We start from the raw sequence: 25,654 nt of genomic DNA, 5'->3' as shown, positions 1-25,654 counted from the left end.
AAGAGAAAATGTCATCAGAAGCTGACAAAATTGGTGCAGCAACATCGAAAAAGAGTATTGAAGAGCTTGAACAGGATAAGGAGTGGTGGTGGGTCGCTGAAAAAAAGCGATCTCCAAGACTTGATTATCTGAGAAAGGGAGTATGGAAAAAGGGAAGAAAGGGTGGAATGTATGAACCTGGTGTGAAGATTGATCTTGAGAGATCACAAATATTTACGGAAGCATGGAAGCAGAATGAGAATGAGTCTCTTTCGATGAGAAGAGCGAAGTCATTTGCGCATGTTCTTGATAACATCACAATCTTTATTACAGATCAGGCACAGATTATGGGATATCTTGGCAGCCTTCCGAATACACTTAATTGGAATAGTGAATTGGCGAGTTTTCTAAATGAAGAGATTTATAATGATCCAATGGTAATCCCGGAACCTCAGGAGGAAGCGTTAAAGGCTATTGCTGAACTCAATAACTATTGGGGATCAAGGGATAGTCTGGGTAAGGTGTTTAGAGAGTTATCCAGCGAAGAAGCGGTTAAAATGATGTCCAGTGTAATCATGTGGGGTCTTCCTGTTGGTGGAAGCTTTGGTTATTCAGGTAAAGATTATGAGTACCTGATGACAGGCAAGAGAGGATTTGAAGACATTATAGATGAGATACAGGATCGGATTGATGAGGCAGAGGAAAAAATAGACGGCAATCCAGGGCCGGATATTCTTCCGTTATATGACAGGCTGTCTACTTGGGAGGCCATGCAGATTGCGCTTGAGGCATGCATAAGATATGCGAAGAGGTATTCCAGGCTTGCTCGAATAATAGCAGAAAATTATGAATCTGATCCAAAGCGAAAAGAAGAACTGCTTAAGATTGCTGAGTGCTGTGAGAGGGTGCCAGGGAAGCCTGCAAACACACTTCAGGAATCGTTGCAGTATGATCATTTTATTCAGGTATGGAGTAGATTTGAGGAGGTAGAGGGTGCATGGCCTGCCCGTCCTGATTACTACCATTGGCGAAGCTATGATCGTGATGTTAATGTTGAGAAGAATATCACGAAAGATGAGGCAATCGATTTAGTTGGCGAATTTTTGATTCGAAGCTATGAATTGGCGGGTTATTTGCCGAATTTTGCAGCTGAGGCTCTTCAGGGTATACAGGCTACCTGGGTATGGACTCTTGGCGGAGTAAACCAGGATGGCACTGACGCATGCAATGATCTCACCATTGCCTTTATGCAGGCTGCGAGGCTTGTGCGTGTGGCAAATCCTACCTTTGGATTCAGATGGCATCCGAAGGTAAAGGATGAGGTATGGCGAGAGGTATTCGAATGCATACGTCATGGATTGGGTTATCCCAGCATACGGAATGATCCTGTTTTGATTGCAAACGGCATGCATTGGCACGGCCATCCCTTAGAGGAGATGAGGACATGGGTACACCAGGCCTGCATGTCTCCATGCCCCACGACAAAGCACGGCTCTCAGCCATGCCGAATGGCCTCAACAACACTTAATACTTCAAAGATGGTTGAATATGCTCTGCATAATGGATTCGATAATTGCATCAAGATGCAGATGGGGCCTAAGACGGGTGATGCGCGTAAGTTTAAGGATTTTGAAGAGCTTTTCGAGGCATGGGTAAAGCAGATGGAGTGGGTAACGAATTTTGCAACGAGAGTAATCAATCGGGCAAGATATAAGAGTCCTTCAAATTTCACTCGTCCATTCCTATCTTCAATTTCGGAGAAGTCGATAGAAACCGGCATGGATGCCTTAGAGCCCTCTTTAGAGCGAGGGAATGCCTGGATAACATTCTTTACCTGGACAGAGAATGCAGATAGTTTAGCAGCGGTAAAGAAATTGGTTTTTGATGATAAGAAATACACTATGGATGAGCTTATTACTGCCCTTGAGACTAATTGGGAGGGTAAGGAGGATATGAGGTTGGATTTTGTGAAGAACGCTCCTAAGTGGGGTAATGATGATGATTATGTGGATGATATAATGGTGCGTTGTTTAAAAGAGGTTGCGAGGCATTCACATGAGATAAGGTGTCCATCGGGCAACACTTGGCCTGCATTGCCTGAGAATGTGAGTGGTAATATTCACTTCTCCAATATGGTGCATGCGCTGCCCAATGGCAGGAAATTGGGGGATGCTCTATACGATGGGGGCATATCACCAGGTCCTGGGTTGGACAAGAAGGGCCCAACAGCGGTATTGAAGTCATGCGGGAAGATAGATCATATAAGCGATGGAAGGGCGTTTCTGTTGAATCAGCGTTTATCACCGACCCAGCTTTCAGGAGAGAAGGGCTATCAGTTATGGAAGTCATACATGAGTACCTGGGCTGATCTTGGAATAGATCATGTACAGTTCAATATGGTAGATGATGCCACTCTTCGCGCAGCGCAGAAGGACCCTGAGCAGTATCAGGAGGTGATCGTTCGTGTGGCTGGATACAGCGCGCATTTTGTAGATATAAGCCGCAAGACGCAGGATAATATTATACAGAGAACAGTTCAGGGTATTGGCTAGTATAAATAATTTAGAGGTCCTATTCATTAGGGCCTCTAATAACATATAACTATGATTTAATAATAAAATGGGAGGTTAGACATATGTCAACAAGGAAGGTTAGTGAAGTTTCAATTAAGAAGAGTCTTGAGGAACTTGAGAAGGATAGGGAATGGTGGTGGGTGGCAGAGAGGAGTAGATCTGATAGACTCGATTATTTGAGGAAAGCGATCTGGAAGAAGGGAAAAAAGGGAGGTATGTATGAGCCTGGACTCAAGGTAGATCTTGAGAGACCATTGCACTTTACAGAGAGTTGGAAGGAGAATGAGAATGATCCAATTATGATGAGAAGGGCAAAGGCTTTATCGCATGTCTTTGATAATATAACCATTTTTATCACAGATCATGCTCAGATTATGGGTTATCTGGGTAGTCATCCCAACACTCTTATGTGGTATAATGATGCTGCGAGTTTGTTTAATGAGGAGATATACAATGATCCTATGATAATACCTGAACCTGAGGAAGAATCGCTGAAGACTATGTCAGACTTAAACAACTACTGGAACACAAGGGATAGCATGGGTAAGGTGTTAAGGGATTTATCAGCAGAGGAAGCCATCAAGTTTATGACCATGGTTCTGATGTGGAGCGCTCCATTTGGAGGCAGCTTTGGTTATTCAGGCAAGGACTATGAGTATATAATGACAGGCAAGAGGGGATTTGAGGACGTCATTGATGAGATACAGGATCGAATAGATGAGGCGGAGGAAGTGATAGACGGCAATCCAGGACCGGATATTCTTCCGCTCTATGACAAACTATCCAATTGGGAGGCTATGCAGATCATCCTGGAGGCTTGCATAAGATATGCGAAGAGATACTCAAGGCTTGCTAGGATAATAGCAGAGAATTTTGAATCGGATCCAAAGCGCAAAGAGGAGCTTTTACAGGTAGCTGAAACATGTGAGCGAGTGCCTGGGAAAGCCCCAAAGACATTTCAGGATTCACTTCAGTTTGACTTTTTTATACAGACATGGGCTAGGTTGGAGGACTTGGAAGGGGCATGGCCGGCTCGTCCTGATTACTATCACTGGCCCTACTATAATAAGGATGTCAACATAGAAAAGAATATAACAAAGGATGAAGCGATTGATCTTATTGGGGAGTTTCTAATTCGTGCATATGAGACTGGACATTATCTTCCACAGGCTGGATCAGAGGCGCTTCAGGGTGTGGTTGGCAGTTGGGCATGGACACTCGGTGGCATAAATGTTGACGGCACTGATGCATGCAATGATCTTACTATTGCATTTTTACAGGCTGCAAGGCTGGTTCGTGTATCCAATCCTACCTTTGCTTTCAGGTGGCATCCCCAGGTAAAGGATGAGGTGATGAGAGAAGTATTCGAGTGCATACGGCATGGATTGGGATATCCTAGCATAAGAAATGATCCAGTTTGCATATCTAACGGAATGCACTGGCATGGCCATCCTCTGGATGAGATGAGGACCTGGGTACAGCAAGCCTGCATGTCTCCATGTCCAACGACAAAGCATGGCACACAACCATGTCGAATGGCCGTTACGCTGAATTGTGCCAAGATGGTTGAATATGCCCTGCATAATGGATTTGATCATGTTGTAAAGATGCAGGTCGGCCCTGAGTCTGGAGATGCCAGGATGTTTACTGACTTTGAAGACCTTTTTCAGGCCTGGGTAAAACAGATGGAGTGGTTGTGCAATTTTGGAGTGCGGATAATGAACCATGGAAGGGTGAAGAGTCCACAGAATTATGGGCGACCTTTCCTGTCATCCATTACTGAGAGATCAATAGATATGGGTGTTGATGTAATGGAGCCAGATGGTGAGAGGGGTAATTGCTGGATGACCTTTTTCACATGGGCAGAGAATGCTGATAGCTTGACAGCAGTAAAGAAACTGGTCTTTGATGAGAAGAAGTATACGATGGAAGAGCTTGTTGATGCATTGGAGACTAACTGGGAAGGTAAAGAGGATATGCGGTTGGATTTTGTAAAGAATGCACCCAAGTGGGGTAATGATGATGATTATGCGGATGATATTATGCTACGTTGTTTAAGGGAAGTTGCGAGACATTCATGGGAGATCAAGTGTCCATCTGGTAATCCATGGCCAGCGCTTCCAGAGAATGTAAGCGGGAACATACATTTTGCGAATCTGGTTCATGCGTTGCCTAATGGGAGGAAGTTGGGGGATGCGCTATACGATGGTGGCATTTCGCCAGGTCCCGGATTGGATAAGAAGGGACCAACAGCGGTGTTGAAGTCATGTGGGAAGATCGACCACATAAGTGATGGAAGGGCATTTTTGTTGAATCAGAGGTTGTCTCCAACTCAGCTCTCTGGAGAGAAGGGTTATCAGTTATGGAAATCCTACATGAGGACATGGGCTGACCTTGGAATAGATCATGTACAGTTCAATATGGTAGATGATGCCACTCTACGTGCAGCGCAGAAGGATCCTGAGCAATACCAGGAAGTGATTGTTCGTGTGGCTGGCTATAGCGCGCATTTTGTGGATATAAGCCGCAAGACACAGGATAATATTATACAGAGAACGATACAAGGACTAGGATAGAAAAATATAGTTTAAGGTTTCAAGTAGTGGGGGTATTCTATAATATCATTGTGACAACTTTATCTCTGGTGACAAATATTACAGGGAGTCATTGAGTTGGATTTATCAAATGCCTTGCTCCATTGTGTTGAAAACGATGGAGTAAGGTGTTTGATGTGATTTTGCACGTTATATGGAATCATGATGAGAGTTGTTATAATAATTTCAATTTGAAAAGATAAATGTAAAACTATTTTTTTTTGGTTTGTTAATCACTTTTTACTTTGAGATACGAATGTATTAAATATTAGCATTATAGGAGTTTTTAAATGAAATTGAGGAGGAGAGTACGTTTTTTAGTAGGTATTTTGTTTGGTTTGTTTATTGTTGGCTTTTGCCTATCAATGCTAGTCGCTGGGAAGAAACCAAAGTATACATGGAAATTCGCTACCCTAGGGCAGGATACAATAAAATTTATATCTGTTTTAACCGTTGATTTGACTGGGGATATCTTAAGAAATACTGATGGGGAATTGAAATTTCTCTGGTATATGGGTGGTATAATGGGAGATGAAGAGGATTATGTAACCAAAATGAGGATAGGCCAACTTCAGGGGGCTGGAATTTCAGGCACAGCCAATGCTATGGTATGTCCTGGTGTATCAGTATTTGAGCTGCCATTCCTCTTTCAGGATTGGGGGGAAGTACGCTATATCAGAGAGAAGATGAGACCTAAACTCAATAAGATTGCTGAGAAGAATGGTTTTAAAATACTATGGTTTATTGAGCTGGATTTCGAGCATTTTTATTCATCAAAATATCCCTTAAAAACACCTGAAGAATTCAAGAAGAGCAAGGTTTTATCCTGGCATGGTCCACTAGAGGCTGAGGTATTGAAGGCACTTGGAGCAAGTCCAATCCCAGTGAATGTGCCTGAGGTTGTCCCCTCTATGAGAGCCGGTGTGGTAGATGCAGCGGTAGCGCCATCAATCTGGTGGTTAGCCTCACAGTTATATACGATTACAAAGTACATAAATCCAGTTCCTATTAGATTTGATCCCTATTTTCTTGTTGTATCAATGAAGGCATGGAATAGTGTTCCTAAGGGGTATACTACTACTATTGAGAATTTTTTTAAGAAGAAGTATGGTCCAATGATAGATAAAGAGATTCGCCCAATGAGCACTAATGCACTGAAGGGTATGATCAACTACGGGTGTACTGAGGTGAAGATGACACCTGAAGAGGTTGAAGTATTCAAGAAGAGAACTAGGCCGATTTGGGATAAGATGATTGGGAAGGAGTATCCAAAATCAATGTTGGATGAGATTATAGGTCATCTGAAAAATTACCGCAAAAAAAAGAAGTAATCCTTTAATACTGATATTGAGTATATAAATATTTGTTTAAAGTTCTGAATTTGAGCATATTGAAAGGTCTCAATACTCATTTTCTTATATTGAACTGTTAAAGTAAATGAAATATTATACTCCTATTGATTTATTAGTTTATTGAGAAATAGCCAATAGAAACAATATTTTCAATAAATACGCTTATAGTATGGTTCTAAGCGTTTCTCATAACAATACTATAGTAAGGATTATAAAGCAGCTTTAATTGCATTGAGAGTGAGATTATATTTAACTTAATTAACAATTAGGAGGTATAGAATGGCATTAGAAGAAATTAAAGAAGGGAAACAGGTTCAGAATAAGAACCTGGATGAACTTGAGAAAAGCAAGGAATGGTGGTGGGTAGCGGAGAAGAAAAGGTCAAAGAGGTTGGATTATCTGAGGAAAGCGGTTTGGAAGAAGGGAAGAAAGGGCGGAATGTATGAGCCTGGAATGAAAATTGACCTAGAGCGACCGTTATTATTTACAGAGGCGTGGAAAGAAAACGAGAATGACGCTTTAATGATAAGGAGAGCAAAATCGGTATCAAGGGTTCTAGATAATATCACCATATTCATTACTGATCATGCCCAACTCGTGGGTTATCAGGGCAGTCTGCCAAATACCTTGCAATGGCATATTGAACATGCGACCCTTATGAATGATGAGATATACAATGATCCAGTTATAGTACCTGAACCAGAGGAGGAGTCACTTAAGGTCATGGCTGAGCTGGTGAATTATTGGAATGTAAATGATAGTATGGGGAAGGTGTTGAGATATCTATCACCTGAAGAAGTTGTTAAGCTTATGACTATGGTCGTTATGTGGGGCCTTCCATTTGGCGGCAGCTTCGGTTATGCTGGCAAGGACTATGAGTACTTTATGACAGGTGAGCGGGCATTTGAAGACATAATAGATGAGATACAGGAAAGAATTGATGATGCTGAGGAGAAGATTGATGGTAATCCAGGGCCGGACATTCTTCCGCTCTATGACAAGCTAGCCAATTGGGAGGCTATGCAGATTATACTTGAGGCCTGCATCAGGATGGCTAAGAGATATTCCAGATTGGCGCGAATAATAGCAGAGAACTTCGAATCCGATCCCAAACGAAAAGAGGAACTCCTTAGAATTGCTGAAACCTGTGAGCAGGTACCTGGGAGACCACCCAGATCTCTACAGGAGTCATTGCAGTATGATCATTTTATTCAGGTGTTTACAAGGTTTGAGGACTGGGAAGGAGCATGGCCTTGTCGACCGGATTACTATCATTGGCCTTTGTATGATAAAGATGTAAATATTGAAAAGAATCTATCAAAGGAAGAAGCGCTTGATCTTATTGGAGAGTTTTTAGTTCGAGCCTATGAAACAGGACACTATCTCGCCAGATTAGGGGCGGAGGCACTTCAAGGAATCCCAGGTACTTATGTTTGGACTCTTGGAGGAGTCAATAAAGATGGCTCTGATGCATGTAATGATCTGACCATAGCCTTTTTGGAGGCAGCGCGACTCGTGCGCGTATCCAATCCTACATTCGGATTCAGGTGGCATCCCCAGGTAAAGGATGAGGTATGGAGAGAGGTCTTTGAATGCATACGGCATGGATTGGGTTATCCCAGCATACGGAATGATCCGGTGTTAATTGCCAATGGTATGCACTGGCATGGACATCCTTTGGAAGAGATGAGGACATGGGTGCACCAGGCCTGTATGTCTCCATGCCCAACTACTAAGCATGGCGCTCAGCCATGTCGAATGGCATCGGCTACATTGAATACATCTAAAATGGTTGAGTATGCTCTGCATAACGGATTTGACTATATTGTGAATATGCAGATGGGGCCAGAAACCGGTGATGCCAGTGAATTTGCAGACTTTGAGCAGCTTTTCCAGGCATGGATAAAACAGATGGAGTGGATGGTAAACTTCGGTGTGCGCATAGTAAATCAGGGGCGTATTAATAGTCCTAAAAATTATGGCAGACCCTTTCTATCAGCCATTTCAGAGAGGTGTGTAGAGACCGGTTTTGATGCTTTGGAGCCATCTATAGAAAGAGGGAATGCCTGGGTCACATTCTTTACATGGGTAGAAAATGTAGATAGTCTGGCAGCAGTAAAAAAATTGGTCTTTGATGAGAAAAAGTATACCATGAAGGAACTAATTGAGGCGTTAAAGAACAATTGGGAAGGCAAGGAGGAGATGCGTCTAGACTTTGTGAAGAATGCTCCCAAGTGGGGTAATGATGATGATTATGTGGACGAGATAATGGTACGCTGTTTGCGGGAAGCCGCGCGGCATTCAAGAGAGATACGTTGTCCATCGGGAAATACATGGCCGGCCCTGCCCGAGAATGTGAGCGGCAATATTCACTTCGCTCCTATGGTACATGCTTTGCCAAATGGTAGGAAACTGGGAGATGCGTTATACGATGGTGGCGTGTCGCCAGGTCCAGGACTGGATAAAAAGGGCCCTACAGCAGTGCTGAAATCTTGCGGAAAGATAGATCATGTGAGCGATGGAAGGGCATTCCTGTTGAATCAGAGACTTTCTCCCACTCAGCTCTCCGGAGAGAAGGGGTATCAGTTATGGAAGTCCTACATGAAGACATGGGCTGATCTGGGAATTGATCATGTACAGTTTAATATGGTAGATGATGCCACTCTACGTGCAGCGCAGAAGGATCCAGAGCAGTATCAGGAGGTGATCGTTCGCGTGGCAGGTTACAGCGCTCACTTTGTGGACATAAGCCGCAAAACGCAGGATAATATTATACAGAGGACGATTCAGGGTATTGGATAGATGTCAGGGAGACGATTTGAATCTAATATACATATCTATAATAAAATTAGCTGACTACCAATACCTTTAAGTTAATTACTATTCATTTAAGTCAATACTCTGCAGTGTGTTGCCAAGGACAATGAGCAGCTTTGACTATTATGAGGTAGTGAATGTTAGAAATGTAAGACAATATACCCTCACATTACTATAAGTTATTGTGGGGGTTTTTTTATAGGGATTAGATTTATTAAATATTACACTAATGGGAGGTTAGTTAAATGGTACAAAAGAATCAAAGTATTAGTGATGCATCTCATGGGAAGAGCATTGATGAGTTAGAGAGGGATAAAGAATGGTGGTGGGTTGCTGAGAAGAAGAGGTCCAAGCGACTGGATTATCTGAGAAAAGCAGTATGGAAAAAGGGGAGAAAGGGAGGAATGTATGAACCGGGTATAAAGGTCGATCTTGAGAGGCCGCTTCTTTTTACTGAAGCCTGGAAGGAGAACGAGAATGATCCAATAATGATGAGGAGAGCCAAGTCTTTAGCGCATGTTTTGGATAATATTACTATCTTCATTACAGATCAAGCTCAACTTGTTGGATATTTGGGCAGCCTTCCAAACACTATCTATTGGTATCCAGAAATAGCAAGTTTTATCAATGAGGAGATATACAGCGATCCTGTTATAATACCTGAGCCAGAAAATGAATCGCTCAAAACAATGGCTGAAATCAACAATTATTGGGGTTCAAGGGATAGTCTGGGCAAGGTATTTCGAGAATTATCCAGTGAAGAGGCGGTGAAACTTATGAGCACCGTCCTTCTGTGGGGCATACCAGTAGGTGGCAGCTTCGGATATGCAGGAAAAGATTATGAATATTTAATGAGTGGGACGAGGGCATTTGGGAATATCATAGATGAGATACAGGGAATAATAGATGATGCTGAGGATAAAATAGATGGCAATCCAGGACCGGATATTCTTCCGCTCTATGATAAGCTAGCCAATTGGGAGGCTATGCAGATTATACTTGAGGCCTGCATTAGGATGGCTAAGAGATATTCCAGATTAGCGCAGCTAATAGCAGAGAACTTCGAATCCGATCCCAAGCGTAAAGAAGAACTACTTAGGATCGCAGAAACCTGTCAGAATGTGCCGGAGAGCCCCCCAGGGTCCTTTCAGGAATCGCTACAGTATGATCACTTTATACAAATATTTTCCAGATTTGAAGATTTGGATGGGGCATGGCCTGCCCGTCCTGATTACTATCATTGGTCCTATTATGATAAGGACGTAAACAGAGAGAAAAGTATATCTTATGAGGAAGCGCTTGATCTTGTGGGAGAGTTTTTGATTCGCTCCAATGAGATGGGTTATTATCTCCCAAGAATTGGTGCAGAGGGTATTCAAGGAATACCTGGTACATATGTATGGACAATTGGTGGAGTAAATAAGGATGGCACTGATGCATGCAATGATTTGACAATTGCATTTCTTCAAGCTGCAAGGCTTGTTCGTGTATCAAATCCCACTTTTGGATTCAGGTGGCATCCACAGGTACAGGATGAGGTATGGAGAGAGGTATTCGAGTGCATACGGCATGGATTGGGGTATCCCAGCATACGGAACGATCCGGTGTTGATTGCCAATGGTATGCACTGGCATGGACATCCCTTGGAAGAGATGAGAACATGGGTACATCAGGCCTGCATGTCTCCAGCTCCGACTACTAAGCATGGCTATCAACCCTGTCGCATGGCATCGACAACCCTAAATTGTTCAAAAATGGTTGAATATGCCCTGCATAATGGATTCGATAATTGCATCAAGATGCAGATGGGGCCTAAGACGGGTGATGCAAGGACGTTTAAGGATTTTGAAGAGCTTTTCCAGGCATGGGTAAAGCAGATGGAGTGGATGACAAACTTTGGAACTCGGGTAGTTAACCGTGGTCGAGTGAAGAGTCCCGAATTTTATAGTCGTCCATATCTTTCCGCAATTTCCGAAAGATGTGTTGAGAGTGGATTGGATGCATTAGAACCATCAATAGAGAGGGGTAATGCATGGATTACATTCTTTACATGGGTAGAGAATGCAGATAGTCTATCAGCGGTAAAGAAATTGGTATTTGATGAAAAGAAATACACAATGGATGAATTGTTGGATGCTTTGGAGGCTAACTGGGATGGCAAAGAGGTGATGAGATTGGATTTTGTAAAAAATGGTCCTAAATGGGGAAATGATGATGATAATGCTGATGAAATAATGGTACGATGCCTGAGAGAGGTGGCCAGGCATTCCAAAGAGATTAAGTGTCCCTCTGGCAACAATTGGCCTGCGTTACCTGAGAACGTGAGCGGAAATATACATTTTGCAAATATGGTACATGCCTTACCCAATGGAAGAAAGTTGGGAGATGCCCTGTACGATGGCGGCATATCACCGGGGCCGGGATTAGACAAAAGGGGGCCTACAGCAGTGCTGAAATCTTGCGGAAAGATAGATCATGTGAGTGATGGAAGGGCATTCCTGTTGAATCAGAGACTCTCTCCAACTCAGCTCTCAGGGGAGAAGGGGTATCAGTTATGGAAGTCCTACATGAAGACCTGGGCTGATTTGGGATTGGATCATGTGCAATTCAATATGGTAGATGACGCGACCCTTCGTGCAGCGCAGAAGGACCCAGAGCAGTATCAGGAGGTTATTGTTCGTGTGGCTGGTTACAGCGCGCATTTTGTGGACATCAGCCGCAAAACGCAGGATAATATTATACAGAGGACAATACAAGGGTTAGGATAGATATAAAAATGCGGCTAAAGGAGGTGATTGATTTTTTGTTGAGATAAAATTTTATATTTATAATTGTAAACTTATTTAAAAAAATGAAGGGAGGTATAAGTAAATGGAACCAGAAGCACTTAGAGTTACTGAAGTACTTAAAAAGAAAAGTTTAAAGGAACTTGAGAAGAGCAGGGAATGGTGGTGGGTAGCAGAGAAGAAGAGATCCGAAAGACTCGATTATCTCAGGAAAGCAGTTTGGAAGAAAGGGAAAAAGGGGGGAATGTATGAGCCAGGGCTCAAGGTTGATCTTGAAAGACCGCTCTTATTCACAGAGGCCTGGAAAGAAAACGAAAATGAGCCGATAATTATGAGAAGGGCAAAGGCGCTTTCGTACGTTTTTGATAACATAACAATCTTTATTACTGATCATGCTCAGCTTGTTGGATATTATGGGAGTCTTCCAAATACTCTTATGTGGCATCCGGACATAGCAAGCTTCCTTAATGAGGAGATATATAATGACCCAGTTATTATACCTGAGCCTCAGGATGAATCGCTTGAGACTATGGCTGAACTCAACAACTACTGGGGGCCAAGAGATAATCTTGGGAAGGTGTTTAGGGAACTCTCCAGTGAAGAGGCTGTTAAACTCATGAGTACTGTTGTTATGTGGGGGCTTCCTATTGGTGGTAGTTTCGGTTATGCCGGTAAGGACTATGAATATTTTATGACAGGGAAGAGGGCATTTGAAGACATAATAGATGAGATACAGGAAAAAATAGATGATGCTGAGGAAAGGATTGACGGCAATCCTGGGCCGGACATCCTTCCGCTCTATGACAGGTTGACCAATTGGGAGGCCATGCAGATTATACTTGAGGCCTGCATCAGGATGTCGAAAAGATATGCTAGGTTAGCAAAGATTGTTGCTGAGAATTTTGAATCCGATCCAAGGCGTAGGGAAGAACTCTTAAGGATAGAGGAGACCTGTAAGAGGGTGCCTAATAAACTACCGAGGACTTTTCAGGAGTCATTGCAATATGATCATTTTATACAAATATGGACCAGATTTGAGGATTTAGAGGGGGCATGGCCATCTCGACCTGATTATTATCATTGGCCATATTATAATCAAGATGTAAACATTGATAAATGTCTAACCAAGGAGGAGGCGCTTGATCTTGTTGGTGAGTTTATGATTCGCTGCCATGAAGTGGGAGGATATGCTCCACGATTCGCGTCTGAGGGGGTTCAGGGTATAGCCGGTACATGGATATGGACTTTAGGCGGAGTTAAACTCGATGGAAGCGATGCATGCAATGACCTGACCATAGCACTCTTGCAGGCTGCAAGGCTAGTGCGTGTATCAGGGCCTACCTTTGGATTCAGATGGCATCCACAGGTGTCAGATGAGGTGATGAGGGAGGTATTCGAGTGCATACGGCATGGATTGGGGTATCCCAGCATACGCAATGATCCGGTGTTAATTGCCAATGGTATGCACTGGCACAGCCATCCCTTGGAGGAGATGAGAACATGGGTACACCAGGCCTGCATGTCGCCATGCCCTGCTACGAAGCATGGTTTTCAACCAGCTAGAATGGCAACAGCTACGTTGAATACATCTAAGATGATTGAGTATGCTCTTCATAATGGTTTTGACAGATGTATAAATATGCAGATGGGACCCAAAACAGGGGATGCCAGGAAATTTGCAGATTTTGAAGAACTGTTTCAGGCATGGGTAAAGCAGATGGAGTGGATTGTGAATTTCGCAACACGAATAGTAAATCGTGGTAGAGTGAAGAGTCCAGAATATTATGGCCGACCATTTCTCTCGGCTATATCAGAGAAGAGTATCGAGAGTGGTCTTGACGCAGTTGACCCATCGATAGAGAGAGGCAATGCTTGGATTACCTTCTTCACATGGACTGAGAATGCTGATAGCTTAGCGGCAGTAAAGAGATTAATCTTTGATGAGAAGAAGTATACGATGAAAGAGCTTGTTGAGGCATTGGAGAACGATTGGGAAGGCAAGGAAGGGATGCGCATGGACTTTGTGAAGAATGCTCCCAAGTGGGGCAATGACGAAGATTATGTGGATGAGATTATGGTAAGATGTCTTAGGGAGGTGGCTAGGCATTCGAGGGAGGTAAGATGTCCATCTGGTAACACATGGCCTGCATTGCCTGAGAATGTGAGTGGGAATATTCATTTTGCTAATATGGTGCATGCACTTCCCAATGGTAGAAGATTGGGAGATGCGCTGTATGATGGTGGTATATCGCCAGGTCCAGGGCTCGATAAAAAAGGACCTACTGCGGTGCTGAAATCTTGCGGAAAGATAGATCATGTAAGCGATGGCAGGTCATTTTTGTTGAATCAAAGGTTATCACCAGCTCAGCTCTCCGGAGAGAAGGGGTATCAATTATGGAAGTCCTACATGAAGACCTGGGCTGATCTGGGATTGGATCACGTTCAGTTCAACATGATAGATGATGCGACCCTCAGGGCAGCACAGAAGGATCCCGAGCAGTATCAGGAGGTGATCGTTCGCGTGGCAGGCTACAGCGCGCATTTTGTGGATATCAGCCGCAAGACGCAGGATAACATCATACAGAGGACAATACAAGGTTTGGGCTAGGCTTATATTATAATATTATTAGTGTACAGGGGTGGACTCAATAATATCTATTCCTGTACACAATGATAACAGATTAAGGAGAATCTTGACTCTGAATTGAATGCTCCAATCCTTGAATAAGGAGGGCCATAGTTCTGTTAAGAGGGCAGGGTATCCCCAGTGATTTGCCTTCGGAATATATTGCCTGGTTTATATAATCAATCTCTGTACGACTGCCACGAAGTATATCCTGATGCATTGATGAGATGTTATCCGCTGTCATTCGACAGACTTCTTCAACCCTTGAGACTGGATCAGGGTAGGGTAGGGTGACTCCCTTGGCTTCAATTACACTATATGCCTCTATCACAAGATCAGACATCAAATCTCGGACTGGTTGAATCTCAAGAAGCTGCCCATTTCGAATGCGAAGGATTGCTGTTAGTGCGTTTATGCCAACATTTATGAGTAGTTTACCCCAGATTAAATTATCAACCTCACTTGCAATTCCTGTTTTAATGCCAGCATCATTGAAGAGTTTGGATAATTTATTTAAAAATGAATCCTCAGGATGATCGGATTTAACGGAGCCAAAGGAGGTTTCACCTTTTCCCGCATGTCGGACATGATCAATATCAATAAGTGTAGCCCCTTCGGAGGTTATTCCTGCAATAATCTTCGCATCCGGCATATGACTTAGTATCGTTTCCACATTGCCAACGCCATTTTGTAATGTTAATATTGGGCCCTGGTAATTTACCTGCACAAGCTCAAGAATAGCAGATTCGGTCTGATATGCCTTTACGCACAGTATTACGAGGTCAGTGTTAAGTGGGTCCTCCATTCCAACTGTGACCTTCAAATGAAGAATTTGTTCATCATCCATCCCCTGCCATCGTACACCATTTTTATTTAACTGATTAGCTCTTTCTCTACAGTAATCGATTATAGTAACAATAGCTCCTGCTCTATGTAGAAGTCCTGATAAGAGAAGCCCCATAGCTCCAGGACCAACGATCGCTATTCTCATGATGGCACCTTAAGCTGAGTTATTATGTTATCATCCATTTCAAAGGAATGCTCAGCGCTAGGGAACTTCTCATCCAATACATCCCTTATAAATAATTTAATTGCATCTTCTATAATAGGATATAGCTTGGCATATTGTTTGACAAATCGAGGTATAAATTTGTTGAATAGACCGAGAAGATCATTTATAACAAGTACCTGACCATCACAGTGAGGGCCTGAACCGATTCCGATTGTGGGGATGCTGATGTTTTCTGTAATTATTTTTGCTAAACTATCAGGAATACACTCAAGCACAATTAGGCTTGCGCCGGCTTCCTCAAGAGCCATAGCGGAATCCAATTGATATTGGGCAGATGATAAATCTTTTCCCTGTACTTTAAAACCACCCAAAGATGTGGCAATTTGTGGAGTGAGTCCAATGTGTCCCACAACAGGGATGCCGATATTAACAATACCCTTGATGGTGTTCACCATCTCAAGACCGCCCTCCAGCTTCACTGCATCACATCCACCCTCTTTCAAGAAACGACCAGCATTTCGTTTAGCCTCTTCAAGGCTAACTTGGTAGGACATGAAGGGCATATCCCCTATCAGAAGAGCATATTTCATTCCACGCTTAACAGCTCTGCAATGATGTATCATCTCTTCCATTGAAACCGGGACAGTGTTTTCATATCCCAATACAACCATACCTAGGGAATCTCCAACTAATATTGTATCAACTCCAGCCTCATCCAATACCCCAGCCATAGAGAAATCGTAGGCAGTAAGCATGGTAATTTTTTCATTATTAGCTTTTTTAGCTATCAAATTTGGGGGAGTAACCTTTTTTCGTTGATGCATATCTTAACCCACATTAATTTATCAATTAGTGATTAGTAAACACTTGAGTAGATGACAGATTAATCTACTTTCAATGGTAGCAATATTCAATAAGTATGATTGTAAGGAGGGGGTAATCCAATCCATATTATATGCAGGGTGTTGGATGATATCGTAGTTATCATAGCTTATTGAACTGATATTATGTGATACTTATATATTAAGAATGTCAAGTGAATTTAGAGAGGGGTCGTATTATTTCGAGACTTGTCTAGAAAAGGTTATTTTAATAGATTATGAAGAAAGTACTTGATAGTTTCATTATATTATTTGTATATATGTTTAACAGAGTGTTGGTATGGTTACTAACAGATGAAATAATTTATCATTATGCTATCAGAAGTAATTGATAAAATTACTTTATATGTTGATTAAGATTGTTGTAATAAATTAACCTTTATAATTTTGATACTATTAAATTTAATTAGAGGGAGTTGGTCTAATTATGAGAGAAGAAGGTGTAATTAGAGAGGTTATAGGGAATAAGGCCTTGGTTATTCTACAGAGAAGCACAATGTGTAATGCATGTAGTAATAAGGGTATGTGCAGGTCATTGGGTGGTGGTAATGATATGGAGGTTGAGGTTCTTAACACAGCAGGGGCAACAAAGGGTGATCGTGTACAAATATCATTAGAGTCATCTTCATTTCTGAAGATGACATTTCTTGTATATATTGTTCCTCTTCTGAGTCTTGTTTTGGGGGCTTTTGTGGGTTTAAATGTTATTGGTTCTCATTCCCCTGATCATGCTGAATTATTCTCATTACTGTTAGCTATCATTTTCTTTGCGCTTGCATTTATTGTGATTAGTATATTAAGTAAGAGTATGGGCAAAAGGAAAAAATATATGCCAGAAATAACAAAAGTCATCAATATTGCACCGTGATTATAGTCTATGAATATCTTACGAAAATGTATTGGGCCCTATATTTACTAGGGCCCATCAATTTGGTTATCTATCCAAGTCCTTGAATCGTCCTCTGTATGATGTTATCCTGCGTCTTGCGGCTTATGTCCACAAAGTGAGCGCTGTAACCAGCCACTCTAACAATCACCTCCTGATACTGTTCAGGATCCTTCTGCGCTGCTCGAAGAGTCTCATCATCAACCATATTAAATTGCACATGATCCAATCCCAGATCAGCCCAGGTACTCATGTAGGACTTCCATAACTGATAGCCCTTCTCTCCTGAGAGCTGAGTGGGCGAAAGCCTCTGATTCAAGAGGAATGCCCTTCCATCGCTTATATGATCTATCTTTCCGCATGACTTCAGCACCGCAGTAGGGCCTCTTTTATCGAGTCCTGGGCCAGGCGATATGCCGCCATCGTACAGGGCATCACCCAATTTCCTTCCATTTGGTAATGCATGCACAATGCTTGAAAATAGTACATTCCCACTCACGTTCTCTGGTAACGCAGGCCAATTGTTTCCAGAGGGACACTTAATCTCTTTGGAATGCCTGGCCACCTCTCTAAGGCATCGTACCATAATCTCATCCACATAATCATCATCATTGCCCCACTTGGGAGCATTCTTCACAAAGTCCAAGCGCATCTCCTCCTTGCCATCCCAATTATTCTCCAATGCATCAATAAGCTCTTCCATCGTATACCTCTTCTCATCAAAGACTAATCTCTTTATTGCTGCTAAACTATCAGCATTTTCAGTCCATGTGAAAAATGTTAACCAGCAATTCCCACGTTCGATTGATGGCTCAAGAGCATCAAAACCGGTCTCAATACACCTTTCGGATACGGCTGATAAAAAGGGGCGACCATAATTATTTGGACTTTTATATCTGCCGCGACTCATTATCCGGACTCCAAAATTAGTTAGCCACTTCATCTGTTTTGCCCATGCCTGGAATAGTTCTTCAAAATCTGTGAATTTCCTGGCATCTCCTGTTTGGGGTCCCATCTGCATCTTTATACAATGATCATACCCATTATGCAGGGCATACTCAATCATCTTGGAACAGTTAAGAGTTGTTGCCATTCTTGCTGGTTGAGAACCATGCTTCGTAGCAGGGCAGGGCGACATGCAGGCCTGATGTACCCATGTCCTCATCTCCTCCAAGGGATGTCCATGCCAGTGCATACCATTGGCAATTAACACCGGATCATTGCGTATGCTGGGATACCCCAGTCCATGCCGTATGCACTCGAATACCTCCCTCCATACCTCATCAGACACCTTTGGATGCCACCTGAATCCAAAAGTGGGATTAGATACACGCACGAGCCTTGCAGCCTGCAAGAGTGCTATGGTCAGGTCATTGCAGGCATCATTCCCATCCTGTTTTACTCCACCTATGGTCCATACCCAGGTGCCAGTTATACCCTGAATTCCCTCTGCTCCAGATCTAGGAAGATAAAAACCTGTTTCACTGCATCTGATCATATATTCGCCTACTAGATCAAGCGCCTCCTCCTTGGTTAGACGTTTATCGATGTTTACATCATTGTCATAGTATGGCCAATGATAGTAATCTGGTCGAGACGGCCATGCCCCCTCAACATCCTCAAATCTAGTCCAAACCTGAATAAAATGATCATACTGAAAGGATTCCTGTAGAGATCTGGGTGGTCTCCCAGGTACCTGCTCACAGGTTTCAGCAATTCTAAGGAGTTCCTCTTTTCGTTTGGGATCGGATTCGAAGTTCTCGGCTATTATTCGCGCCAATCTGGAATATCTCTTAGCCATTCTGATGCAGGCCTCAAGTATTATCTGCATAGCCTCCCAATTGGCTAGCTTGTCATAGAGTGGGAGGATATCCGGTCCAGGATTGCCGTCAATTTTTTCCTCAGCATCATCTATCTTTACCTGTATCTCATCAATGATCTCATCAAATCCCCTCTTGCCTGTCATAAAGTACTCATAATCCTTGCCAGCATAACCGAAGCTGCCGCCAATAGGCGAACTCCACATAAGGGTGCGTGTCATATACTTTACTACTTCCTCTCCTGAGAGATCCCTTAACACTTTCCCCATACTATCTCTTGCTCCCCAGTAATTGTTGATTTCAGCCATTGTCTCAAGCGATTCGTCCTGAGGTTCAGGTATAATAACTGGGTCGTTATATACTTCTTCATTAAGAATGCTAGCTAATTCACAATACCAGAATATGGTATTTGGAAGACTTCCCAAGTATCCAACAATTTGAGCCTTATCCGTAATGAAGATACTAATATTGTCCATTACATGTGCTACTGCCTTTGCCCTTCTTAACATTATTGGATCATTTTCATTCTTTTCCCAACTCTCTGTGAAGAGTAGCGGCCTTTCGAGGTCAACCTTGACTCCAGGTTCATACATCCCTCCTTTCCTGCCTTTCTTCCAAACTGCTTTCCGTAGATAATCGAGTCTTTCGGATCTCTTCTTCTCTGCTACCCACCACCATTCTCTGCTCTTCTCAAGTTCTTCAGTATTTTTTTTCGGAGATGAATTATTAGTTTTTTTTGTTTCTGAAGTCATCCCTTCTTCCTCCTTTCATTAATATTACCAATGTAGTTAATACTTAACGTGATTTCTATTTTTATATCTGATAGTAAATAAATAGATATAAATTAGGGGCCTCTACCTCTGAGGCCCCATCATCTTTATAGCTATCCTAGTCCTTGAATTGTTCTCTGAATAATATTATCCTGCGTCTTGCGGCTTATGTCCACAAAGTGAGCGCTGTAGCCTGCCACGCGAACGATCACCTCCTGATACTGCTCAGGATCCTTCTGTGCTGCTCGAAGCGTGGCATCGTCAACCATATTAAACTGTACGTGATCCAATCCCAGATCTGCCCATGTCTTCATGTAGGACTTCCATAACTGATACCCCTTCTCTCCGGAGAGTTGAGTGGGAGAAAGTCTCTGATTCAACAGAAATGCCCTTCCATCACTCACATGATCTATCTTTCCGCAAGATTTCAGCACTGCTGTAGGCCCCTTTTTATCGAGTCCTGGGCCTGGCGATATGCCGCCGTCGTATAGCGCATCCCCCAGTTTCCTGCCGTTTGGCAAAGCGTGTACCAGACTCGAAAAAAGTATATTTCCGCTTACATTCTCAGGTAATGCAGGCCAGCTATTGCCTGATGGACATTGTATTTCCTTCGAGTGCTTAGCAACTTCTCTCAGACATCGTACCATTATCTCATCCACAAAATCATCATCATTACCCCATTTAGGAGCATTCTTTACAAAGTCCAAACGCATCTTTTCTTTGCCTTCCCAGTTAGTCTTCAATGCTTCAATAAGTTCATCCATTGTGTATTTCTTCTCATCAAACACCAATCTCTTCACCGCTGCTAAACTATCAGCATTCTCTGCCCAGGTAAAGAAAGTAAGCCAGCAGTTTCCTCGCTCGAGGGATGGCTCTAAAGCATCAAGACCGGCTTCAACGGATTTCTCTGATATGGCTGAGAGGAATGGGCGACCATATTTTTGGGGGCTCCTCATACGTCCCCGATTCATTATCCGTGTGCCATAGTTAACCAGCCATTTCATCTGCTGTACCCATGCCTGAAAGAGTTCTTCAAAATCCTTAAACTTCCTTGCATCGCCTGTCTCTGGCCCCATCTGCATATTAACAATATGGTCAAATCCATTATGCAGAGAATATTCAACCATCTTAGCACAATTCAGGGTCATTGCCATTCGTGCTGGTTGAGAACCATGTTTCGTTGTTGGGCATGGTGACATGCAGGCTTGGTGCACCCATGTCCTCATCTCTTCCAAGGGATGTCCATGCCAGTTCATGCCGTTTGCTATTAAAATAGGATCATTACGAATGCTTGGATAACCCAATCCATGCCGTATGCACTCGAATACCTCCCTCATCACCTCATCCTTTACCTGTGGGTGCCATCTAAAGCCAAAGGTAGGATTGGATACGCGCACGAGTCGCGCTGCCTCCAAAAAGGCTGTAGTAAGATCATTGCAAGCATCACTGCCATCTGTATTGACTCCGCCCAATGTCCATACCCAGGTAGCTGAGATGCCCTGGAGGGCTTCAGCTGCTACTGCGGGTACATATGCCCCTACTTCATTGCAGCGAATCATGAATTCTCCAACTAGATCGATGGCCTCCTCTCTAGTAATCTTCTTCTCAATGTTAACATCGTTGTTATAATATGGCCAATGGTAGTAATCAGGACGGGCAGGCCATGCCCCCTCCCCATCTTCAATTCTTGCCCATATCTGAATAAAGTGGTCATACTGAAAGGATTCCTGGAGGGTTCTCGGAGGTTTTGCTGGAACTCTCTCACAGGTTTCTGCGATTCTAAGTAGTTCCTCTTTTCGTTTGGGATCGGATTCGAAGTTCTCTGCTATTATTCGAGCTAATCTGGAATATCTCTTAGCCATCCTGATGCAAGCCTCAAGTATAATCTGCATAGCCTCCCAATTGGCTAGCTTGTCATAGAGCGGGAGGATATCCGGCCCTGGATTGCCGTCAATCTGTTCCTCGGCATCATCTATTTTTTCCTGTATCTCATCTATTATGTCTTCAAATGCCCTCTCGCCTGTCATAAAATATTCATAGTCCTTGCCTGAATAGCCAAAGCTTCCACCAACCGGAAAACTCCACATAAGTACAAAAGTCATGAATTTAACAGCCTCTTCACCTGAGAGATCTCTCAACATTGTGCCTAAACAGTCTCTCGGAGCCCAATAGTTATTAATATCAGCCATTATCTTAAGCGATTCCTCCTGTGGTTCAGGTATTACAATTGGATCGTTGTATATCTCTTCATTGGCCAATGTAGCTAAATCGCAATTCCATGAGAGGGTGTTTGGCAGACTGCCTAAATAACCCACTAATTGAGCATGGTCAGTAATAAAGATGCTGGTATTATCCATAACATGTGAAATAGCCTTTGCTCTCCTCATCATCACCTGCTCATTCTCATTTTCTTTCCACGCCTCTGTAAATAAAATCGGCCTCTCAATGTCCATCTTGATACCGGGTTCATACATTCCGCCCTTTTTCCCCTTCTTCCAAACAGCCTTTCTTAGATAATCCAGTCGTTTGGATCTTTTCTTTTCAGCAATCCACCACCACTCCTTATTATTTTCGAGTTCCTCCATACTTTTTTTCTGGGGTGCATCACTAATAGTTTCTGTTTCTGGTGACATTTTACAATACCTCCATTTTTTTTATAATTTATAACAATTTATCAATATTTAATCCTTTTCACTCACCTCCCTTTATTTGAATTTTATTTCTATGTATACATTTTATGGTACGTATCCTCAGGTTGTGGTCATTATATAAAATGAAAATCAATATAGAATCAATATTCAATCAATCCAAAATCAATTATTTAATAAAAATGTAAAATATTGAAAATTTTTTATAGTTCTATTCTCCTGTTTATAATTTCGACCTATTCCTTAAGTACAGCGGGGACATCTTCTTTGGTCGTGATTACTCCCTCTGCCAGCATTTCAGCTATCTCTTTTTTGCTATATCCCAGTATCTCCCTATACACATAGTCATTATCCTCGCCTAGGCAAGGGGATACTTTCCAGATATGATTCGGGGTTTTGGAAAGCTGATAGGCTGGAGAATTAAACGCCATATTTCCAATAACTCTATGTTTCATAAAGCGGAAGTGTTTGCGGTGTTTCAGTTGTGGGTCCTTGAACAAATCCTCAGCAGTCTCTACTATACCTGCGGGTATTCCTTCTTTTTGCATCATTTCCATCACTTGTTCAGGAGTATAATTGCAGGTCCACCTACTTATGATATTATCAAGCTCATCCTCGTTTTGCTTTCTCTGAAGGATGGTAGTATATCTTGGATCATTGGCTAATGCAGTATTGTCAGTGATGTTGCAAAAGGCGTTCCATTGTTTGTTGTTCATTACTGCTATAGCTATCCAGCGGTTTTCACCCTTGCAACGATATATACCATGTGGAGCCATTTGGTTATCTCGATTGCCCAAGCGATTTTGGATCCTACCGTTGACTGTATAATCCAAAAGAATCTGTCCGATAAATTGAGCTCCAACCTCCACCTGAGATTGATCAAGATACATCCCCTTACCCGTTTTCATTCGCCTAAGAAGGGCTAATATTAGAGTCAAACATAAATACCAGGGTGAAATGAAATCGGTGTAGTTGTTAAAGAGTGGTAAGGGTGATCTATCGGGCCAACCCAGAAGATGACAGAAACCCGCGTATGAGGTGCCGAACATCCCATAGCCACCGAATTTGGCATAAGGCCCGATTTGACCCATTTGGCAAGTAGAGTAGTATATAATGTCTGGTTTTATTTTTTGGCAGTTTTCATAATCCAGCCCCCATTTGGCCATTGTCCCTGGAGTCATGCTATCAGTAATAACATCAGCCCATTCAACCAGTCTTTTAGCAACCTCTTGTCCCTTGGGCATATTCAAATCAAGACTCATGCCATATTTATTTGTATTATAGCAAGCCCCAAATGCGCTTCGGTCTATTCCAGGTTTGAAATCCTTAAAAGGAAAAATAGTCCGTAGGGTATCCGGATAGCGATGACATTCAACACGTATAACCTTGGCTCCATGCTCAGCAAGTTCCCTCACTACCTGAGGACCAACGCCGACCCAGGAGAAGTCAGCGACCTTTATTCCTTTGAATATCTGTTTTTTCCTATTCATATCCTCCTCCTTATATTACTCCCTGACCCTTCAAGAGGCAAAGTTGATCCCTTGTTAAATCCAATTCTTTCGAGTATATCTCTTCATTGTGCTCTCCAATTAATGGGGCTCGTCGTTGTGGTTTGTATGATGGAAGACCATTAAATTTAATAGGATACCCTGGATATGTGATTGTCTCTCCTAATTCAGGGTGTTCCACTTGTACCCAAAATTCTCTAGCTGCTAGTTGAGGACTTTCAACTACATCCTTGGGATCGCAAACTGGGATAAGCAGAATATCTTTAGCCACAGCTTCATCAAAGAGGTCTTGTTTTCGTTTGGTAGGAAAATATTCGTTTAATCCTTTTTCTAATTGATCAATTATTGTTGTCCCATCTGACTCCACTCCAAGGGCTTTATTTATTGCTGCAGACATGAAATCCCAATTGGACCAATCAAAGTCCTTGAGATCCAGTAAGTATCCATCGGAGTTGGCTATTGAAGTCAAATTTTTAGATGAGGTTACCATCCCTGCCTGAGCCCCCCCTCCTAACATACTTAAAACATAGCCATCCTTAGTTGGATAGATGAGTTGCGAGACCCTCTTGCCCATAAAACCCATTCCAGGACCAACCCCTGTACATATCATTTTGCATATATCCCACATCTCGGCAGCAATCATCAGGGACAAAACAACCGCCTGCTGGCAGGATACATCAACATGTTGTCCTTCGCCAGTTAACTCTCTCCAGTAATGTGCCATTATTGAACCCAGAGCGCCATGCACCCCCCCCTGGAAATAGAATTGAGGCGCGTTAATTCTCACAGGTCCTCGATCTATCTCTCCATAGATGCAGCTCATTCCACCCATGGATACACCAACGATGTCAGTAGCCTTATAATGAGCATAAGGCCCAGTCTGACCAAAGGGGGTGATTGAGGTCATGATGATTCCAGGATTGATCTTCTCTAATTCAGAGTATCCCAATCCAAGGCTTTCCATATGCCCAGGGGGAAAGCTTTCAATTACAAAATGAGCCTTCTTTACTAATCTCTTGAAGATATCCCTCCCATCATTAGACTCGATATCCATGGTTATTCCCCTCTTATTAAGGGCAGTCCAGAACCAGTAAAGACTCTTTTCTGGATCAGGGATATCGTGATAGTATGGGCCGATGTTTCTAGCTGGGCTCCCACCTGGTGGTTCAATCTGGATCACATCAGCTCCAAGATCTCCCAATATCTTCCCACATAGCATTCCACCCTCATCGGACAGATCAAGAATCCGATAACCCCCGAGAAGAGTTTCAACTTCTTGCTCAACAACCATAATTACACCTCCAAAATGAAATTTCCCTTGAATACATATCTATTTATTGTATTAGACGCAGAGTTGTGTACACAATGAGTTGTGAATCAGCATCTGATCGTTAACCAGCGT

General features: G+C 42.7%; 13 protein-coding genes. 7 read left to right on the top strand and 6 right to left on the bottom strand.

The annotated features are described in order from the left end of the window. Positions 1-8: 8 nt before the first annotated feature. From SVZ03_12575 to SVZ03_12550, 6 genes are all read left to right on the top strand, one after another. Entirely contained in the window at positions 9-2,531 is a 2,523-nt protein-coding gene (locus SVZ03_12575; GenBank protein ID MDY6935041.1) for a pyruvate formate lyase family protein, read from the top strand. 83 nt (positions 2,532-2,614) lie between these two features. Further along, positions 2,615-5,128 (top strand): pyruvate formate lyase family protein, encoded by a 2,514-nt coding sequence (locus SVZ03_12570; protein MDY6935040.1) that lies wholly within the window; start codon positions 2,615-2,617, stop codon positions 5,126-5,128. Positions 5,129-5,436: 308 nt separating this feature from the next. Further along, on the top strand, positions 5,437-6,477 hold the full coding sequence (gene dctP, locus SVZ03_12565) for a TRAP transporter substrate-binding protein DctP (protein MDY6935039.1): 1,041 nt from the start codon (positions 5,437-5,439) through the stop codon (positions 6,475-6,477). Between the two features lie 300 nt (positions 6,478-6,777). Beyond that, on the top strand, positions 6,778-9,300 hold the full coding sequence (locus SVZ03_12560; protein ID MDY6935038.1) for a pyruvate formate lyase family protein: 2,523 nt from the start codon (positions 6,778-6,780) through the stop codon (positions 9,298-9,300). 260 nt (positions 9,301-9,560) lie between these two features. After that, entirely contained in the window at positions 9,561-12,083 is a 2,523-nt protein-coding gene (locus SVZ03_12555; protein MDY6935037.1) for a pyruvate formate lyase family protein, read from the top strand. 103 nt (positions 12,084-12,186) lie between these two features. Next, positions 12,187-14,709: a pyruvate formate lyase family protein gene (locus SVZ03_12550; GenBank protein ID MDY6935036.1), complete on the top strand. Its 2,523-nt coding sequence runs from the start codon at positions 12,187-12,189 to the stop codon at positions 14,707-14,709. Positions 14,710-14,782: 73 nt separating this feature from the next. Here SVZ03_12550 and SVZ03_12545 read toward each other — a convergent pair whose 3' ends face one another. Next, the gene (locus SVZ03_12545) at positions 14,783-15,718 is read right to left on the bottom strand and encodes a 2-dehydropantoate 2-reductase (protein MDY6935035.1); all 936 of its coding nucleotides are present in this window, start codon (positions 15,716-15,718) and stop codon (positions 14,783-14,785) included. After that, entirely contained in the window at positions 15,715-16,563 is an 849-nt protein-coding gene (gene panB, locus SVZ03_12540) for a 3-methyl-2-oxobutanoate hydroxymethyltransferase (protein MDY6935034.1), read from the bottom strand. The genes SVZ03_12545 and panB overlap by 4 nt, the downstream gene beginning before the upstream one ends. Positions 16,564-17,047: 484 nt before the next feature. Between panB and SVZ03_12535 the strand changes: the two genes are divergently transcribed. Further along, positions 17,048-17,488, top strand: coding sequence for a SoxR reducing system RseC family protein (locus SVZ03_12535; GenBank protein MDY6935033.1), 441 nt, complete (start codon positions 17,048-17,050; stop codon positions 17,486-17,488). A 70-nt stretch (positions 17,489-17,558) separates the two neighbouring features. Here SVZ03_12535 and SVZ03_12530 read toward each other — a convergent pair whose 3' ends face one another. From SVZ03_12530 to SVZ03_12515, 4 genes are all read right to left on the bottom strand, one after another. Beyond that, the gene (locus SVZ03_12530) at positions 17,559-20,078 is read right to left on the bottom strand and encodes a pyruvate formate lyase family protein (protein MDY6935032.1); all 2,520 of its coding nucleotides are present in this window, start codon (positions 20,076-20,078) and stop codon (positions 17,559-17,561) included. Between the two features lie 131 nt (positions 20,079-20,209). Further along, a complete protein-coding gene (locus tag SVZ03_12525; GenBank protein MDY6935031.1) occupies positions 20,210-22,729 on the bottom strand; it encodes a pyruvate formate lyase family protein in 2,520 nt (839 codons plus the stop codon). A gap of 251 nt (positions 22,730-22,980) precedes the next feature. Further along, positions 22,981-24,234, bottom strand: coding sequence for a CoA transferase (locus SVZ03_12520; protein ID MDY6935030.1), 1,254 nt, complete (start codon positions 24,232-24,234; stop codon positions 22,981-22,983). Positions 24,235-24,244: 10 nt separating this feature from the next. Then, positions 24,245-25,543, bottom strand: a complete 1,299-nt coding sequence (locus SVZ03_12515) for a CoA transferase (protein ID MDY6935029.1) — start codon at positions 25,541-25,543, stop codon at positions 24,245-24,247. Positions 25,544-25,654 lie beyond the last annotated feature (111 nt).

It is taken from the genome of Spirochaetota bacterium, from assembly GCA_034190085.1.
In the GTDB taxonomy this organism is placed as follows: domain Bacteria; phylum Spirochaetota; class UBA4802; order UBA4802; family JAFGDQ01; genus JAXHTS01.
Note: the sequence above shows the minus strand (reverse complement) of the source record. Positions and strands in the feature narration are given on the sequence as shown.

What these genes read in the sequence shown, in the direction of transcription:
- dctP (MDY6935039.1), top strand. Translation starts at nt 5,437, where the DNA reads ATGAAATTGAGGAGGAGAGTACGTTTTTTAGTAGGTATTTTGTTTGGT.
- panB (MDY6935034.1), bottom strand. Translation starts at nt 16,563, where the DNA reads ATGCATCAACGAAAAAAGGTTACTCCCCCAAATTTGATAGCTAAAAAA.
- SVZ03_12520 (MDY6935030.1), bottom strand. Translation starts at nt 24,234, where the DNA reads ATGAATAGGAAAAAACAGATATTCAAAGGAATAAAGGTCGCTGACTTC.
- SVZ03_12575 (MDY6935041.1), top strand. Translation starts at nt 9, where the DNA reads ATGTCATCAGAAGCTGACAAAATTGGTGCAGCAACATCGAAAAAGAGT.
- SVZ03_12545 (MDY6935035.1), bottom strand. Translation starts at nt 15,718, where the DNA reads ATGAGAATAGCGATCGTTGGTCCTGGAGCTATGGGGCTTCTCTTATCA.
- SVZ03_12570 (MDY6935040.1), top strand. Translation starts at nt 2,615, where the DNA reads ATGTCAACAAGGAAGGTTAGTGAAGTTTCAATTAAGAAGAGTCTTGAG.
- SVZ03_12555 (MDY6935037.1), top strand. Translation starts at nt 9,561, where the DNA reads ATGGTACAAAAGAATCAAAGTATTAGTGATGCATCTCATGGGAAGAGC.
- SVZ03_12525 (MDY6935031.1), bottom strand. Translation starts at nt 22,729, where the DNA reads ATGTCACCAGAAACAGAAACTATTAGTGATGCACCCCAGAAAAAAAGT.
- SVZ03_12550 (MDY6935036.1), top strand. Translation starts at nt 12,187, where the DNA reads ATGGAACCAGAAGCACTTAGAGTTACTGAAGTACTTAAAAAGAAAAGT.
- SVZ03_12515 (MDY6935029.1), bottom strand. Translation starts at nt 25,543, where the DNA reads ATGGTTGTTGAGCAAGAAGTTGAAACTCTTCTCGGGGGTTATCGGATT.
- SVZ03_12530 (MDY6935032.1), bottom strand. Translation starts at nt 20,078, where the DNA reads ATGACTTCAGAAACAAAAAAAACTAATAATTCATCTCCGAAAAAAAAT.
- SVZ03_12560 (MDY6935038.1), top strand. Translation starts at nt 6,778, where the DNA reads ATGGCATTAGAAGAAATTAAAGAAGGGAAACAGGTTCAGAATAAGAAC.
- SVZ03_12535 (MDY6935033.1), top strand. Translation starts at nt 17,048, where the DNA reads ATGAGAGAAGAAGGTGTAATTAGAGAGGTTATAGGGAATAAGGCCTTG.